Source organism: Sphingopyxis macrogoltabida (genome assembly GCF_001314325.1).
Classification (GTDB): Bacteria; Pseudomonadota; Alphaproteobacteria; order Sphingomonadales; family Sphingomonadaceae; genus Sphingopyxis; species Sphingopyxis macrogoltabida.
This window is the reverse complement of the sequence record NZ_CP009429.1, coordinates 2,001,455-2,016,675: the sequence shown is the minus strand read 5'-3', so window position 1 is coordinate 2,016,675 and position 15,221 is coordinate 2,001,455. Positions and strand designations below refer to the sequence as shown.

The 15,221-nt window shown below is 64.9% G+C and carries 16 protein-coding genes; 10 read left to right on the top strand and 6 right to left on the bottom strand.

All coding sequences use genetic code 11. From position 1 onward, the window contains the following. Positions 1 to 30 precede the first annotated feature (30 nt). Positions 31 to 372, top strand: coding sequence for a cupin domain-containing protein (locus LH19_RS10070; RefSeq protein ID WP_201258439.1), 342 nt, complete (start codon positions 31 to 33; stop codon positions 370 to 372). A 116-nt stretch (positions 373 to 488) separates the two neighbouring features. Here the strand turns inward: LH19_RS10070 and LH19_RS10065 are convergent, their stop codons facing one another. Next, positions 489 to 2,558, bottom strand: a complete 2,070-nt coding sequence (locus tag LH19_RS10065) for an alpha/beta hydrolase family protein (RefSeq protein ID WP_054727541.1) — start codon at positions 2,556 to 2,558, stop codon at positions 489 to 491. 50 nt (positions 2,559 to 2,608) lie between these two features. On the opposite strand from LH19_RS10065, the gene LH19_RS10060 reads away from it, so the two are divergent. Further along, positions 2,609 to 3,295 carry a hypothetical protein gene (locus tag LH19_RS10060; protein WP_054727538.1) on the top strand — a complete coding sequence of 229 codons (687 nt, stop codon included), beginning with the start codon at positions 2,609 to 2,611 and terminating at the stop codon, positions 3,293 to 3,295. 116 nt (positions 3,296 to 3,411) lie between these two features. After that, the gene (locus LH19_RS10055) at positions 3,412 to 4,170 is read left to right on the top strand and encodes an HPP family protein (protein ID WP_322787406.1); all 759 of its coding nucleotides are present in this window, start codon (positions 3,412 to 3,414) and stop codon (positions 4,168 to 4,170) included. On the opposite strand, the gene LH19_RS10050 is transcribed toward LH19_RS10055, so the two are convergent. Beyond that, on the bottom strand, positions 4,167 to 5,453 hold the full coding sequence (locus LH19_RS10050; RefSeq protein ID WP_054727536.1) for a metal-dependent hydrolase family protein: 1,287 nt from the start codon (positions 5,451 to 5,453) through the stop codon (positions 4,167 to 4,169). The two genes, LH19_RS10055 and LH19_RS10050, sit on opposite strands and share 4 nt — an antisense overlap. Then, positions 5,426 to 6,331, bottom strand: coding sequence for a KPN_02809 family neutral zinc metallopeptidase (gene ypfJ, locus LH19_RS10045; RefSeq protein WP_054727534.1), 906 nt, complete (start codon positions 6,329 to 6,331; stop codon positions 5,426 to 5,428). The genes LH19_RS10050 and ypfJ overlap by 28 nt, the downstream gene beginning before the upstream one ends. Before the next feature lie 156 nt (positions 6,332 to 6,487). Between ypfJ and LH19_RS10040 the strand changes: the two genes are divergently transcribed. From LH19_RS10040 to LH19_RS10020, 5 genes are all read left to right on the top strand, one after another. Next, positions 6,488 to 7,636 (top strand): patatin-like phospholipase family protein, encoded by a 1,149-nt coding sequence (locus LH19_RS10040; RefSeq protein WP_054727531.1) that lies wholly within the window; start codon positions 6,488 to 6,490, stop codon positions 7,634 to 7,636. Between the two features lie 25 nt (positions 7,637 to 7,661). After that, positions 7,662 to 8,447: a 3-hydroxybutyrate dehydrogenase gene (locus tag LH19_RS10035; RefSeq protein ID WP_054727529.1), complete on the top strand. Its 786-nt coding sequence runs from the start codon at positions 7,662 to 7,664 to the stop codon at positions 8,445 to 8,447. Positions 8,448 to 8,540: 93 nt separating this feature from the next. Then, complete coding sequence (locus tag LH19_RS10030) at positions 8,541 to 9,194, top strand: DUF4893 domain-containing protein (protein ID WP_054727527.1); 654 nt, start codon at positions 8,541 to 8,543, stop codon at positions 9,192 to 9,194. Positions 9,195 to 9,214: 20 nt separating this feature from the next. Beyond that, positions 9,215 to 10,531, top strand: a complete 1,317-nt coding sequence (locus LH19_RS10025) for an amidohydrolase (protein WP_054727525.1) — start codon at positions 9,215 to 9,217, stop codon at positions 10,529 to 10,531. 164 nt (positions 10,532 to 10,695) lie between these two features. Next, positions 10,696 to 11,520, top strand: a complete 825-nt coding sequence (locus LH19_RS10020; protein ID WP_234716131.1) for a helix-turn-helix domain-containing protein — start codon at positions 10,696 to 10,698, stop codon at positions 11,518 to 11,520. 117 nt (positions 11,521 to 11,637) lie between these two features. Here the strand turns inward: LH19_RS10020 and LH19_RS10015 are convergent, their stop codons facing one another. Continuing rightward, the gene (locus LH19_RS10015; protein ID WP_054727522.1) at positions 11,638 to 12,525 is read right to left on the bottom strand and encodes an alpha/beta hydrolase family protein; all 888 of its coding nucleotides are present in this window, start codon (positions 12,523 to 12,525) and stop codon (positions 11,638 to 11,640) included. Between the two features lie 2 nt (positions 12,526 to 12,527). Continuing rightward, positions 12,528 to 13,295 (bottom strand): crotonase/enoyl-CoA hydratase family protein, encoded by a 768-nt coding sequence (locus LH19_RS10010; RefSeq protein WP_201258440.1) that lies wholly within the window; start codon positions 13,293 to 13,295, stop codon positions 12,528 to 12,530. Positions 13,296 to 13,543: 248 nt separating this feature from the next. On the opposite strand from LH19_RS10010, the gene LH19_RS10005 reads away from it, so the two are divergent. Further along, entirely contained in the window at positions 13,544 to 13,726 is a 183-nt protein-coding gene (locus tag LH19_RS10005; protein WP_054733318.1) for a hypothetical protein, read from the top strand. A gap of 72 nt (positions 13,727 to 13,798) precedes the next feature. Further along, complete coding sequence (locus LH19_RS10000) at positions 13,799 to 14,788, top strand: TerC family protein (protein WP_054727517.1); 990 nt, start codon at positions 13,799 to 13,801, stop codon at positions 14,786 to 14,788. A 44-nt stretch (positions 14,789 to 14,832) separates the two neighbouring features. Here LH19_RS10000 and LH19_RS09995 read toward each other — a convergent pair whose 3' ends face one another. Continuing rightward, entirely contained in the window at positions 14,833 to 15,132 is a 300-nt protein-coding gene (locus LH19_RS09995; protein WP_054588000.1) for a hypothetical protein, read from the bottom strand. Between the last annotated feature and the right edge of the window lie 89 nt (positions 15,133 to 15,221).

Genomic DNA, 15,221 nt, shown 5'->3' with positions numbered 1-15,221 from the left:
AAGCTGCCGCAGGCTTGCAGGAGCGAGGTCATGGACGACGCAATGCGCAGCGGTGTCATCCGCTTTGCCGATTATGCCGCGAAAGTGCCGACGTCCGAGGGCGAACGATCGGTGCTGGCGCTGAAACGCGGCACGCTCGACGTCCGCCTGTCGGTTCCCGTCCCGCCGAACCGCCAGACGCCGCACGAGCAGGACGAGCTGTACGCAGTCATCTGCGGCGCAGGCGTGCTGATCCACGGCGGCGAGCGGACGGCCTTTGCCGCGGGCGATTTGCTGTTCGTTGCCGCCGGGGTCGAGCATCATTACGCCGATTTCAGCGACGATCTGGCGTTATGGCGGATATTCTATGGCAAAGCGGGCGGCGAGGGGTGATCGTTTGAGCGGCCCTATCCCTCCTCGTCATGCCGGACTCGATCCGGCATCCATCCCGCCAGTGCAGAGATGGACCCCGGATCAAGTCCGGGGTGACGAAAGACGGGAGACCAGCCCTATTTCTTGAGATAGCTGCCCAGCCAGTTGAACACGCTCTGGTGCCACTGGACGCTGTTCGCGCCCTTCAGCACCCAGTGATTCTCGTCGGGGAAGACGAGCAGTTCGGACGGCACACCGCGGCGCTGGAGTACGGTGTAGGGTGCGATGCTCTGATAATAGGGGACGCGGTAATCCAGTTCGCCGGTGATCACGAGCGTCGGGGTTTTCCATTTGTCGACATGGTTCACCGGATTCCATTTTTCGCCGTCGGTGCGTTCCCACCACGGGCCGCCGTGATCCCATTCGTCGAACCACAGTTCCTCGGTTTCCATCGACATGGCGCGCAGGTCGAAGATACCGGCATGGGTGACGAGGCATTTGAACCCGTCGGGCCAGTTGCCCGCGATCCAGTTCATCATATAGCCGCCGTACGACCCGCCGAGCGCGCAGGCGTTGGCGACATCGATCCCGGCATCCTGCTTGCCCGCCGCGGCGAGGCCGAGCTTCAGGTCTTCGAGCGGCTTGCCGCCCCAATCCTTGTTGATGCTGTCGGTGAACGCCTGTCCGTAACCGGTCGAGCCGTGGAAATCGATCGTGAGGGTGCCATAGCCCTGCTGCGCGAAGAGGCGCGGGTTCCAGCGCGTCGACCAGGCATTGCCGAAGCTGCCCTGCGGCCCGCCGTGGACGAGCAGCGCGACGGGCAGCTTGCCGGTGGCGTTCACGGGCTTGAGGATCTGGCCCCACACCTTGTCGCCGCCCGCGCCGGCGAACTGCAGCCGTTCGACCTTGACCGGATCGAACTGCGCCAGCTCGGCGGCATTGACGTTGGTGAGCTGTGCGGCCTTGCCCTTGGCGTCGCGGACCCAGAGGTCGGTCGGCAGAAGGACGGTGTTGCGCGAATAGAGCAGCGCGCCGTTCGCGAGCGGCGTCACGTCGCCGATATTGCCGTCATATTCCTCGGTCGACGCCTTCAACTTCTCGACCTTGCCGCTCGCGACATCGACGCGGAAGAGGGGATGGTCGAGCACGTCCTGTGCGGTCACATAAAGCGACTTGCCGTCCGCTGCCCAGGCGATCGAGGCGACCGAGCGGTCCCATGCATCGGTGAGCTTTTTCGTCTCGCCGCTTTCGAGGTTGCGCAGCATCAGCACCTGCCGGTCGGACTCGTAACCGGGGCGTGCCATGGCGGCATAGGCGAGCCATTTGCCGTCGGGCGAGGGGGCGGGGAGGGTGTCGGTCGCCTGATTGACCTCGGTCAGGTTGATCGGCGGCATCCGCGCATCGACAAGCATGCTGTAGATATCGAGATTGGTCGAGGTCGGCTCTTTGCGGTCGGCCTTGCGCAGCGTGAAATAGACGGTGCGGCTGTCGGGTCCCCAGGCGAGTTCGCTGCCGTCGCCGAACGGTTTCGACGGCGTGTCGCCGACCAGGCCGCCGTCAACCGCCCGGTCCATGGTCGCCTTGCCGCCCTCGAGGTTGAAGACGAAGGGGCGGCTGTACGTGCCCGGGGTTTCCCACTGGTCCCAGTGACGGACGAAACCGCTCCCGTCCTTGTAAAGGCGGCCGGTGCCGGGGCCAGGCTGCGCGCCCTTGTCCTTTGCATCGCAGCCGAAGCTGGTGCATTCGCGCGGCACATCGCCCCAGGCGAGCAGTTTCGTACCGTCGGGTGAAATCTTGAAACCGGCGACCTCGGCCTTGGCATCGGTGACCTGCGTGGCGGCGGCGTTGGCGGCCTTGGGGTCGATCCGCCAGACCTGATCGCTGCCCGACGCGTTCGAAAGGAAGAAAAGCGCGCCGTCCTTGTCGAAGGCGGGCGATGTTTCGTTCTTGCCGGGCGTGTCGGCGATGCGCACCGGCTGCGCATTCTTCGCGTTGCGGTCGACGACCCACAGCCCGGTCGAACGCTTGTAGGTCGCCGGCTCGGTTTCGGTCATCTGATACACGACCCAGCGCCCGTCGGGCGACGCCGCAGGCGCGGCGACACGTTTCAGTGTCGCCAGATCGACCTCGGTCATCGGCCGGGCGAAGGCGGGGGAGGAAAGGGCGGCGGCGAGCGCGATCGCGCTGGGGAGGAGGTGGTTACGCATGAAAGCGGTTTAGCGGCGCGGCGGCGAGGTTCAAGGACCGATTGCCAACGATGATGTGGGCCGATACTTCGGAATTCATGCTCTCTGCCATTCTTGCGATCCTGCTTTCGACACAAACAACTGCTCCACCGCAACTGATCGATATCGAGGGGCTGTCGACGGAAAAAGCCGGCGACTTGGTCCTTGCGGGATTCGAACACCGTCCGATCATCGCGATAACCGAGCAAAAAACATTTGGCCCTCCCGGGATGGTCGAATTGAAACTGGCGGAAAGCCCTGAACGGCGAGGATCCGGATGTCAGCGCCGGGTATGGACGGCGAGTTTTCTGTTGCCGATCGAAGGCCGGATCGGAACTGGGCGTATGCGACCGCCTTATGCGTCAAGAGAAGTGGCGCTTTCATCAAATCTGCCATGCGAACTGGCGATCTATTCGGGCCTATCCGCCGAATTGTCTGTCGAGCGTGGCGTCGAACTGATCGCGGCGCTCAAGTCGTTTGCTCTCGAAGCCACAGCGGTTCGTTTCCGATGTTCGGATTCAACCCGCAGCGGCTTATGTCGCGATGACGAGCGAATTAGGGCAGCGCTGCGCGATCTTCGGGCATGGCATGTGAAGGAAAGTGGCGGCGAGGCGGTGATGTGGCTGGGCGAACCGCAGCAGATCGTCACCGAAGTGCGTTTTATTTTCCCCGATCCGCAGGTTGTGAAAATCAACCGCTTCGTTCCCGCACCACCCTAATCGTCCGTTGGTGAGCGAAATTGGACTTGGTGCCGGCAAACCAAAGCTCTCTGGCGAAAAACTTCGCGGCGCTCCATCGGATCGTGCCTCCCGTAAGAGATACTGGCGTGCCTCGATTGAAATCCCTCCCCAAAAAGCTGTTCGTGCCGTTGCTCGCCGGCGCGAGCCTGCGCGACCGGATGATCGCAAGCATCGGGGCGCTGGTCGGCATCGGGCTGGCCGGTGCGGTGTGCGCGGCGCTGTTTCCCGCATCGATGCCCTGGTTGATAGCCCCGATCGGCGCGTCGGCCGTGCTGCTGTTCGCGGTCCCGGCGAGCCCGCTCGCGCAGCCCTGGTCGATCGTCGGCGGTAATTTCCTTTCGGCTGTCTTCGGCGTTGTCGTCGCGCAGGCGGTCGCCGAGCCGGCGCTCGCCGCGGCGCTGGCGGTTTCGACCGCGATCCTCATGATGTCGCTGCTGCGCTGCCTCCATCCGCCCGGCGGCGCCGCGGCACTGAGCGCGGTGCTCGGGTGGCAGAGCTTTGCCGGGCACGCGACCGACTTTCTGGTGCCGGTGCTGCTCAACTCGCTGCTTCTCGTCGGGATCGGCATACTGTTCCATCGTTTCTCGGGGCACAGCTATCCGCACCGCGCCCGGCCGATCGACGGGAAAACCGTGGCTCAGGAACCGGTCGGCCTGTTAATGGACGATATCGACGGGGCGCTCGCCGATCTCGGCGAAACCTTCGATATCAGCCGCGAGGATCTGGCGCTGTTGCTGCGGCGCGCCGAAACTCATGCCGCCGCGCGCGTGGCGAACGCAAAAATAGCGGCTGCAGGCAAAAAGGTCGCCGCTGCGAAAAGCAAAGGGCGGCCGCGCGAGAAAGTCGGCCCCTAACGGACGAGGGCGCCGCCCTTCATCACATGGTCGATCTTTTCGAGCACGCTGATGTCGGCGAGCGGATCGGCCTTGACCGCGACCAGATCGGCATAGCGCCCCGGAACGACGGCGCCGACGTCGCCCTGCCCCATTTCCTCGGCGGCGCGGCCGGTGGCCGACTGGATCGCCTGCATCGGCGTCATCCCGTATTTCACCATGTTGCGGAACTGGCGGCCGTTGAGCCCGTGCGGATAGACCCCCGCGTCGGTGCCATAGCCGATATTGACGCCCAACTCGACCGCGCGCCGGAAGGCGACGCGCTGGGTATCGGTGGTTTCACGGTTCTTGCGCAGATATTCCTCGGGCCAGCCTTCTTTCGTGCCTTCCTCGTCGATGTAGGTGCCGTTGTAGATATCCATCACCAGCCAGGTGCCGTGCCTTTTCGCAAGTTGCAGCGTGGCTTCGTCGGCGAGGCTGGCATGTTCGATACTGTCGACCCCCGCATTGATCGCATTCTGGATGCCGATCGCGCCATGGGCATGTGCGGTCACCCTCTTGCCGCGGGCATGCGCGACTTTCACGATCGCGCGGAGTTGTTCTTCGGTGAGTTCGGGCGCTCCCGGTTCGGTGCCGATGGCGAGCACGGCGCCGGTCGCGATCGCCTTGATGAAGTCGGCGCCATGGTCGAGCAGGTAAGTTACCTTTGCGGCCGCTTCCTCCGGCGTCGCGGCGACGCCGAGGCGCATGTCGGGCGGCAATTGTTCGTTCGGGACGACGCCGTTGAGCTCCCCGCCGCCCTTCGGGATGGTGAGATAGGCGCCCGCGACCCACATGCGCGGCCCCGGAACGTCGCCGCGGTCGATCGCGTTGCGCAAGGTCACATCGGTGAGCCCGCGATAGGTGCCGACATCGCGTACGCTGGTAAAGCCCGCATCGAGTGTCACGCGCGCGTTGCGCGCGCCGACGAGTGCGGTTTCGGCGGGCGAGGCCTTCATCGGCGCGGCAAGGTCGGCGCTCTGGCCAAGGTCGGCGAGGTGAGTGTGAAGGTCGATAAGGCCGGGCAGGACGGTGAAGCCCGACCAGTCGACCACCGTCGCGCCGTCCGGCGCTTTGCCGCATGCGCCGACAGCCTTGATCTTCTCCGCTTCGATGGTGATGCACTGGCCGGTGCGGACTTCGTTCGTCACGCCATCGATCAACCGCCCCGTCTCGACATAGACGGTGGCAGCGAACGCCGGCGATGCCGCGAAGAAGGCTCCGGCGAGCGCGGCCGTCAGATAGCGGTGTCGAAAGCGTTGCACTGGCGCGGATCTCCGGTCTGCAGGCCGCGGCGCAGCCAGGTCATGCGTTGTTCGCTGGTGCCGTGGGTAAAGCTTTCGGGAACGGGACGCTGCCCTGCGGATCGCATCAGGGTATCGTCGCCGATCGCATTGGCGGCGCGCATCGCTTCTTCCATATCGCCCGCTTCCATCACCGGCTGGCCGTCGCGAGTCTTGGCGCGCGCCGCCCAGACGCCGGCGTAGCAGTCGGCCTGCAACTCCATGCGAACCTGCAGCGCGTTGCCGTCGGCCTGCGACCCGCGCGCCTGCGCGCGGCGCACCTGGTCGGAAATGCCGCTGATCGTCTGGATATGATGGCCAACCTCGTGCGCGACGACATAGGCTTGCGCGGCATCGCCGGCGGCGCCGAATTTGCGGTCGAGTTCGTTGAAAAAGCTGGTGTCGAGATAGACGCCCTGATCGGCCGGGCAATAGAAGGGGCCCATCGCGGCCTGAGCGGCACCGCATTTCGATTCATTCTCGTCCTGATAGAAATTGAGCGTCGGCTTCTGATAGCCGCTGATCAAGCTGCCCCAGACCTGATGGGTCGAGCCGAACACGTTGCAGGCAAAGCGCTCGCCTTCGGTGTCGCATGCGACGCCCTGCGCGCCGCGGCTGTCGGCCATCGGGTCGGCGCTGCCGCCGCCGCTGCTGAACATGTTGGCGCCGGGGCCGAGAAGGAAAAAGGCAACCGCGCCGATCAGAAGCAGGGTGCCGCAGCCCATCTTGCGCCCGAGCAGCATCGGCAGGAGCCCGATGAGGAGGCCGCCCATGCCGCCGCCCCCGCCGCCGCCGAAACCACCGCCGCCGCGGCCCAGGTCGCGGATATCGTCGCCGGGATCATAATCGTCGAGACGCATCTCAGGCACTCCAGAAATTGGTCCGTTTGTCCCGGTTCTGACAGTAGCGTGCGGCAATTGGAAGAGGCTTCGCGCCGCTTCGATTCATCGCGAGCTTGCAAAGGCTTGTGTTGCGGTGCACCAAATGGCCCCGCGTCAAAGGATCGTCCCGAGTCCATGCCCCGCCGCGCCGCCCGTGCTGCCTTGCCACTGCCCGATCTTGTCGTCCTTGTGCTCCAGGGCGGGGGCGCGCTCGGCGCATTTCAGGCCGGGGTGTACGAGGCGCTGATCGACCTCGGTATCGAACTCGACTGGGTCGCGGGCATTTCGATCGGCGCGGTCAACGCCGCGATCATCGCCGGCAACGAGCGCGATCAGGCGGTCGGCAAGATGCGCGAGTTCTGGGAGGGCGTATCGTCGGCGCTGCCGGAGTTGCCAGCCGTCGACAATGACCTGTTTCGCGAATGGACGCACTGGGCGGCGGCAGGACAGGTCGCGGCCTTCGGCGTCCCCGGTTTCTTCACGCCGCGCTGGCCGCCACCGGCGTTCGCCGAACGGCAGACCCCCGCTGCGGTCAGCTTTTACGATACGGCGCCGCTGATCGAAACGCTGGGTCGGCTGGTCGACTGGGACCGGGTGAACCACGGTAAAGTGCGGCTGTCGGTCGGCGCGGTCGAGGTGGAGACGGGGAATTTCCGTTATTTCGATACGAAATCCGACACACTCGATGCGCGCCATATCCTCGCGTCGGGCGCGTTGCCGCCCGGGCTGCCGCCGGTCGAGATCGACGGCAAATGGTACTGGGACGGCGGGCTGGTATCCAACACCCCGCTCGAACATGTCGTCGAGGCGGCGAAGGACGATATGCTCGTCTTTCAGGTCGATCTGTTTCCCGCGCGCGGCGAGCGCCCGCACGACATGGAAGAAGCCTGGTCGCGCGAGAAAGATATCCGTTTTTCCAGCCGTACGCGCCGGATTTCGGACGGCCTCGTGCGGCGGCGCAAGGAGCATGCGCTGATCGACCGGATGCTCGACAGGCTGCCGCCCGAGTTCGCCGATCTTGCCGAGGTGAAGGCGGTGCGGCGGATCGTCGATTGCAAGGCGCTCAACGTCGTTCAACTCATCCACCAGCCGCCCGCCTGGCAGACCGGCGCGCGCGATTTCGAATTTTCGCGCACGACGATGGAGGTCAACTGGGCGCTCGGCCGCGCGGCGGTCGAGGCCGCGATGAAGGACGGCCACCTGCTTGCCGAAAGCATCGCCGAAGGGCGCTCCGACAGTTTCGCCGTCCAGTCGGGCGACCTCCGTCCCAAGGCCGGCTCCTGATCTCCCCCACCGAAAGGATTACGCCATGCATCTCAAAGGCAAGACCGCCCTCGTCACCGGTTCGACCTCGGGCATCGGGCTCGGCATCGCCAAGGCGCTCGCCGCCGACGGCGCGAATATCATCATCAACGGTTTTGGCGACGCGGCCGCGATCGAGGCCGAACGCGCGGCGCTCGAGGTGCTGAACGGCGGCAAGGCCGCTTATGACGGCGCCGACCTCACCAGGCCCGAAGAAATTGCGGCCATGTTCGCGCGCGCCGACAAGGATCTGGGCGGGGTCGACATCCTCGTCAACAATGCCGGGATGCAGTTCGTCTCGCCGGTCGAGGATTTCCCGGTCGAGAAATGGGACATGATCATCGCGCTCAACCTGACCGCGTCATTCCATACGATCCGTCACGCCGTGCCGGGGATGCGCAAGAAGAAATGGGGCCGGATCATCGCCACCGCATCGGCGCACTCGCTCGTCGCCTCGCCGTTCAAATCGGCCTATGTCACCGCCAAGCACGGGCTGGCCGGGCTGACCAAGACCGTCGCCCTCGAAGTCGCCGAGGCAGGCATCACGGTCAATTGCATCAGCCCCGGTTATGTCTGGACGCCGCTGGTCGAAAACCAGATTCCCGACACGATGAAGGCGCGCAAGATGACGCGCGAGCAAGTGATCAACGATGTGCTGCTCGCCGGCCAGCCGACCAAGCAGTTCGTGACCGTCGAACAGGTCGCGGCACTCGCATCCTTCCTGACCCGCGACGAGGCGGCAAATATCACCGGCGCGAACCTCAGCGTCGATGGCGGCTGGACCGCGGCCTAGGAGCCTGCGGCAAAGCTATAGATTTGTTGCAGCCTTGAGCATTCCTGTTCGTCCTCCTATGGTTAAGACGAACCGGACCGGGAGAGACGGACCATGCGGGGTCGCGCCACATCGATATCCACCCTTGCGCTCGGGCTATGCCTTGGCGCCTGCCAGACGGTGCCGTCGCAGCCGCCCTCGGCAGCCGACGCGCCCGTGCAGCCATCCGATGCCGGCACATGGCGTGCGACCGCGACCGAACAGGACAAGGGACGCGTCCGCGGCTGGTATTCGAGCTGGGAAGCCGCGCTCGCCGACGCACGCGCCAAGGGATTTGGCGGCGCTGTCCAGCGCGAGGGCGTCCTGCTGCAGCCGACGGCCGCGCTGCCCAACCCGCACCTGCCGGCGGGCGAGTATAAATGCCGCACGATCAAGCTCGGGACGCAGGGGCGCGGCGGGCTCGGCTACATCGCCTATGACTGGTTCCGCTGCCGCGTCGCGGCCGAGCAGGGGCTTTACAGCCTCGTCAAGCTCACCGGATCGCAGCGCCCGGTGGGGCTGATCTTCCCCGACAATCTGAACCGCCAGATATTCCTCGGTACCCTCGAACTCGGCGACGAGAGTCTCCCGGTCAATTACGGCAGCGACCGGATGCGCGACATGGCGGGGCTGGTCGAACGGATCGGCGACAACCGCTGGCGGCTCGTGCTGCCGGCGCCGGCCTATGAATCCTTGCTCGACGTGATCGAACTGGTCCCGGCGGGCTGACGCAAAGCAGGGGAATAAGGATGCGGATTTTGTGGACCGGCGCGGCGGCGCTGGCTTTGGCCATGCCTGCGGCGGCACAGACGCTGCGCGGCGACGTGGAAAAGCAGATGCCGTCGCTGATGACGATCTACAAGGATCTGCACGCCAACCCCGAACTCAGCTTCATGGAGGTACGCTCGGCGGGCATCCTCGCCGCCGAGGCGCGCAAGCTGGGTTTCGAGGTGACGGAAAAGGTCGGCGGAACGGGCGTCGTTGCCGTGATGAAAAACGGCCCCGGGCCCGTTGTAATGGTCCGCGCCGATATGGACGGGCTGCCGGTGACCGAGCAGACCGGGCTTCCCGGCGCGTCGAAAGTGCGCGTCACGACAAAGGAGGGCGTCGAGACGGGCGTGATGCACGCGTGCGGCCACGACACGCATATGACCGCGTGGATCGGCGTCGCGCGGCTGATGGCGGCGAACAAGGCGAACTGGTCGGGCACGCTGGTGATGATCGGCCAGCCTGCCGAGGAACGCGGCGCGGGGGCGCGGATGATGCTCGCCGACGGCCTCTATACGCGCTTTCCGAAGCCGCAATATGCGCTCGCCTTCCACGACGCGGCGCAGTTTCCGGCGGGCAAGATCGGCTACACACCGGGTTATGCGCTCGCCAACGTCGACAGCGTCGACATATTGGTGAAGGGGCTCGGTGGCCATGGCGCCTATCCGCAGACGACGAAAGACCCGATCGTGCTCGCAAGCCGGATCGTCGGGGCGCTCCAGACGCTGGTCTCGCGCGAGATCAGCCCGCTCGACAGCGCGGTGGTGACGGTCGGCAGTTTCCACGCCGGTGCCAAGCACAACATCATTTCGGACGAGGCGCGGTTGCAACTGACGGTGCGCAGCTACACCGACGAGGTGCGCGAGCATCTGCTGGACGGGATCGCCCGGATCGCCAAGGGCGAGGCGATCGCGGCCGGCATTCCCGACGATCGCATGCCCGTCGTGTCGGTGCAAAAGGACGAATATACGCCCGCGACGTACAACACGCCCGAATTTGCCGAAGAGATGGCGGCCTATCTGAAGACGGGTTTCGGCGAGGAACGCGTCGTGAAAATGCCGCCGGTCATGGGCGGCGAGGATTTCAGCCGCTTTTCGCGCGATGAAAACAAGGATGTGAAGGGCCTGATCGTCTGGGTCGGGGGTGTGCCGCAGGCCGAGTATGACGCGGCGAAAAAGGAAGGCCGCACCCTGCCGAGTCTGCACTCGCCCTTCTGGGCGCCCGATGCGCCCGCGGTGATCTCGACCGCGACCGAAGCGCTGACCTCGATGGCGATGAAGCTGATGGCGAAGAAATAGCCGGGCGGAAACGCACAGCCCGGATCGGGCGGCCGACGTCGCAGGCATTTGCGGACGCGGGCGGGCGCGTCGAATCCCGCCGCTCTCTCAATGCTCTGGCTCCGCTGCCGTTTCCCAAATAAATTGGGATGGACCTGTTCGCGAGGCTGTGGTGAGCAAAAGACATGTCTGCCGATGAACCCGCTTCCGGTGTTTCTGCCTTCCTCACCGACCGGGAAATGGAAGTTCTGCGCCTGTTGGTCGCGGGGCATACGGTAAAGACCATCGCAGCGCGGCTAGGCCGCTCGGAAACGTCGATTAATGAACGTTTGCGCTCCGCCCGCCGCAAGACGGGTGTCGGCAGCAGCCGCGAATTGGCGCGCCTTCTCGACCTCCAGAAAACTTGTGACGAAAATATCGATCTTTCGAGACCGCGCTCCACCGTGAAGGACGTGGCGCACACCGCAACCATGGGGGTTCGCGGTTCGAAAGGAATGATCGCCATGCTCTTCGCAATACCCATCGCTGCCGCTGGATTGATGGTCGCAGCGGCGCCCTCCGCCGATCAGGCCGGAACGTCGAACGCCGTTTACAGCGCCGCATCCAGTCAGTTGCCGCTCGTCGGAAGCTGGTCGCTCGACGCATCGCTCATGCCGGAGAAAGAACGGCCGCAACGGGTGACGATGACGTTCCGCGCATCGCAAGATGGCAAATGGACAACGCGCGTCGAAATCGTCGCGCCGGACGGCTCCATCAGACATTCGGAATCGACGGCCGCCCTTGATGGCGTCCCCGTGCCGATCACCGGCAACATGGATTTCATCGACAGTGTTGCCTTGCGCCAACCGGCGCCGGACACATTGGTCATGACATTGGGGAAGGGCGGCGCGCGGGTGTCGACGCGAGTCTATACCGTCGCCAAGGATCTGAAATCCATGACCGAAACGATTGTCTGGTCGAGCGACAATCGGCAAAAACTGGAAACGACGCATTTCAACCGGATCGGTTGATCGCGGTCTGACTCTCTCGGCCGGGCATTGTGCGATGATCACGCATCTATTGTCGATCAGTTCGCTTGGCCGGGGACGTCGATGAAGGCGCGGCGGTTGCAGCGGCGTAGCGGCGGTTCATTCTCCGGTCTTCAGGGTTTCGAGCCATCGCAAAACCTCCGTTTGCAACCGCACGCGGGCATCCGACCAGCTATGGTCCGTTGCGACGTGCAGCGTCCTCAGCTTTGTTCCGCCGCTGTCGCGGATATTGGCGGCCAGCGCATCGGTTCCCGGGGCGAGGCCATCGTCGGAGGAGAGAATGAAGAGGCTGATGTTCGTCAGCGCGGGCGCGGCTTTCAGGAAGTCGAAGGCGTCGCCCTTCGCGATCAGTTCGTCGGCCATGATCTCGGGCGACGTGCCGGCGAGCGCCTCCTGACCATTGGCCTTCATCCCGGCGGCGAGCTGCTCGCGCGGCATCTGGCCGAAGGCGCCAAGATTCGCGGCCGAAATCATCGCGGCGCCGAGCAGCTTCCTGTCCTTGGCTGCGGTCAGCGCGGTGACCCAACCGCCCATGCTGTGCCCCATGATCACGAGACGTTCGGGGTCGATGCGCAGCTTCGCCGCATTGGCCGGGTCGCGCGCGAAGGCGAGGACAGCGTCGGCATCCTCGAGGTTCTGTCCGAAGCGATATTGACCGGGGCTGCCCCATGAGCCGCGATAGTTGAAGGTGATCACCGTCCAGCCCGCGCGGCGCATCGCCTGCGCCAGGTCGAGGCTTTTCTCATTGCCGGGCAGGCCGTGGCAAAGGATCACCGCCGGGTGCGGGCCGGCGCCCGCCGGAATATAGACGACGCCGTTGATTTCGACGCCGCCGCTCGGGATGTGGACGACCTCCATTGCCGCGGGATGCGCCTTGTCGGCGGGCGGATCGCTGTAGATGGCGGCGGGAAGGTCGGGCGCCTGCGCCAGCGCTGGCAGGGGCAGCGCGAGCAGCGCCGTCGCGATCGTTATCCTGATTAGCTTCATCGTCAGTCCCCCTTGAAAGCGGCGAAGCTGCCGCTGCGGCCGGCGCCTTCGGTAAAGCGTCTGGCGCCCGCCGCCGCGCCTTCGCGCAAGGGCGCGACTCCGGCGTGGGCTTCGTGCGCGAGCGCGCCGTCGATATCGAAATCCCACTGGCGATAGGCGCTCAACCGGTCGCTGTTCATGCAGACCTGCGGAAAGGCGGCGATCTGTTTGGCAAGTTCGATCGCAGCGGACAGCGCTTCGCCGTCGGCGACCAGCCGGTCGGCGAGGCCGATGCGCTGCGCCTCGTCGGCCGCGACCGGCCGGCCGGTCAGGATCATGTCGAGCGCGCGGCCTTGCCCGACGATACGCGGCAGGCGGACGGTGCCGCCGTCGATCAGCGGGACGCCCCAGCGCCGGCAATAGACGCCGAAGACCGCGCTCGCCGCGGCGACGCGAAGATCGCACCACAGCGCGAGTTCGAGCCCGCCGGCGACGGCATGCCCCTCGACCGCGGCGATGACGGGCTTTTCGAGCAGCATCCGCGTTGGCCCCATCGGACCGGGGCCTTCGGGATCGTAACGCGACGTGCCGACCGCACCGAGATCGAAGCCTGCGCAGAAATGTCCGTCGCTGCCGGTCAGGATCGCGACGCGCGCCGTTTCGTCATTGGCAAAGGCAGCGAAGGCTTCGCGAAGCGCGCTCGCGGTATCCGGATCGACGGCATTGCGCTTTCCGGGGCGGTCGATCGTGACGATCAGGACCGGACCGTCGCGGTCGATAAGGACGGACATGGCGATATATTCCTTGTGGCGAGCCCGGCGCGAAGGTGCCGCGCGCGCGGGGGACTTGCAAGCGCGGCATCGACTTCCTAAATATCAGTTGTGCGGGCCGGGCCCCTCTGGCGTCGGCGGGAGTTTTTCCTGCCACGTGATGTCGGACCGCATCGGGTGACACCGATGCTCTGCGGCCCTCCTCCCCCCTGAACCGGGGTCCTTGCATCGGCGTCACCTGCTTGATTTTCAATCAGGAGGCCCTTTTCGTGACATATAATCCCAACCTCTACCGCTTGACCGTCCTGCATCGCCAGCTCGACGATGCCGAGCGCAGCGAGTTGCGCCGGCGCGGTGCCGACCCGTTCCGCCTGCTCCGGCTCAAGACGCTCAAGCTTGCGGTGAAGCGCCGCCTCGCGGCGTTGTCGCCGCGGCCCGCGCTCGCCTTCTAAGCCGATATAACCGTCGTCGGGACGCGCTGCCTGAAAGGGCGGCGCGTTCGGCGCGTTCCAGGGATCATCATCATGGATTTTCTTTTCGCCGACTGGCTGGGTACCCCGGCCTGGTTCTGGCTCGCCTTCATCACGCTCGTGGCCCTGCTGACCGCCTTTGACCTTGGTATATTGAACAAGGAAAACAAGGAAATGGGCATCAAGGAGAGCTTGAAGCTCTCCACCCTCTATATCGGTATCGCGCTGGCATTCGGTGGCTGGATCTGGGCCGCGAAGGGCGGCGAGGCGGGTCTCCAATATTTCACTGGCTTCTTCATCGAGAAGGCGCTGTCGATCGACAATATCTTTGTCATCTCGCTGATCTTCGCGACCTTCGCGATCCCGCCGCGCTACCAGTATCGCGCGCTCCTCTGGGGCATTGTCGCGGTGATCGTCTTACGCGGGATCATGATTGCGGGCGGTGCGGCGCTGGTCACCGAATATGGCTGGCTGCTCTATGTCTTCGCCGCCTTCCTCGTTTTCACCGGCGTGAAGATGCTGTTCGCGGGCGAAAAGCCGATGGACGTTGCGGGCAATCCCGTCGTCAAATGGCTGTCACGCCACATCCCGATCACGAACGAATTGCATGGCGAGAAATTCTTCGTGCGGGTGCCCGACACGAGGACGGGCAAGCTGGTGCTTGCGGCGACGCCGCTGTTCCTCGCGCTGGTCGTGATCAACCTCGCCGACCTCGTGTTCGCGGTCGACAGCGTGCCGGCGATCTTCGCGATCACCACCGACACCTTCATCGTCTACACCTCGAACATCATGGCGATTCTCGGCCTGCGCGCGCTTTATTTCGCGCTCGCGGCGATGGTGCACCGCTTCCACTATCTCAAATATGCGCTCGCGCTGGTGCTGGTGTTCATCGGATCGAAGATCTTCGTTGCCGATTTCGTGCTGGGCGGCGACAAATTCCCGCCGCTGGTCAGCCTTGGCGTCACCGTGGCGCTGATCGCGGGCGGGGTGATCTGGTCGCTGGTCAAGACGCGCGAAGAAGGGAAGGCGGCGCTGCCGATGTAGCGGCCGCGCCCGCAAACAGGGGCGGGCCTTCGCGTGTCCGCCCCTCAGATCGCGAGAACCAGCGTATCCTCTTCGTGCGGCGGCACCGCCTCATAGGTGGGGAGCGGGTCGAAACCCTCTTCCTGCACCTCGGTCGCGGCAAGACCGTCGAGCTTGAAATAGCCGAGGCGCCAGTCGTCGGCCGAACGCCAGTTCTTGCTGAGGTTAAGGGCGCTGACGAACAGATCGCCCCGCCGTTCGAACATCAGGTGCGGGGCAAGCAGCATCTGGTTGCCATTATATTGGGCGGTGACCTTTCGCCGCCGCGCGATGGCTTCCATCATCTTGAGGCGGGTATCGCTCATGAGCAGGCCGCCGCCGGGATAAATTCGTTGTGCATTGCAACATAATTTCACAAGCCCCGCGTTCTGACAAGGGTCAAACCGACAAGTTT

Excerpts from the sequence above, each read along its gene's own strand:
- LH19_RS10070 (WP_201258439.1), top strand. The coding sequence starts at position 31 with ATGGACGACGCAATGCGCAGCGGTGTCATCCGCTTTGCCGATTATGCC.
- LH19_RS10065 (WP_054727541.1), bottom strand. The coding sequence starts at position 2,558 with ATGCGTAACCACCTCCTCCCCAGCGCGATCGCGCTCGCCGCCGCCCTT.
- LH19_RS10060 (WP_054727538.1), top strand. The coding sequence starts at position 2,609 with ATGATGTGGGCCGATACTTCGGAATTCATGCTCTCTGCCATTCTTGCG.
- ypfJ (WP_054727534.1), bottom strand. The coding sequence starts at position 6,331 with ATGCGTCTCGACGATTATGATCCCGGCGACGATATCCGCGACCTGGGC.
- LH19_RS10040 (WP_054727531.1), top strand. The coding sequence starts at position 6,488 with ATGCCCCGCCGCGCCGCCCGTGCTGCCTTGCCACTGCCCGATCTTGTC.
- LH19_RS10035 (WP_054727529.1), top strand. The coding sequence starts at position 7,662 with ATGCATCTCAAAGGCAAGACCGCCCTCGTCACCGGTTCGACCTCGGGC.
- LH19_RS10030 (WP_054727527.1), top strand. The coding sequence starts at position 8,541 with ATGCGGGGTCGCGCCACATCGATATCCACCCTTGCGCTCGGGCTATGC.
- LH19_RS10025 (WP_054727525.1), top strand. The coding sequence starts at position 9,215 with ATGCGGATTTTGTGGACCGGCGCGGCGGCGCTGGCTTTGGCCATGCCT.
- LH19_RS10020 (WP_234716131.1), top strand. The coding sequence starts at position 10,696 with ATGTCTGCCGATGAACCCGCTTCCGGTGTTTCTGCCTTCCTCACCGAC.
- LH19_RS10015 (WP_054727522.1), bottom strand. The coding sequence starts at position 12,525 with ATGAAGCTAATCAGGATAACGATCGCGACGGCGCTGCTCGCGCTGCCC.
- LH19_RS10010 (WP_201258440.1), bottom strand. The coding sequence starts at position 13,295 with ATGTCCGTCCTTATCGACCGCGACGGTCCGGTCCTGATCGTCACGATC.
- LH19_RS10000 (WP_054727517.1), top strand. The coding sequence starts at position 13,799 with ATGGATTTTCTTTTCGCCGACTGGCTGGGTACCCCGGCCTGGTTCTGG.
- LH19_RS09995 (WP_054588000.1), bottom strand. The coding sequence starts at position 15,132 with ATGAGCGATACCCGCCTCAAGATGATGGAAGCCATCGCGCGGCGGCGA.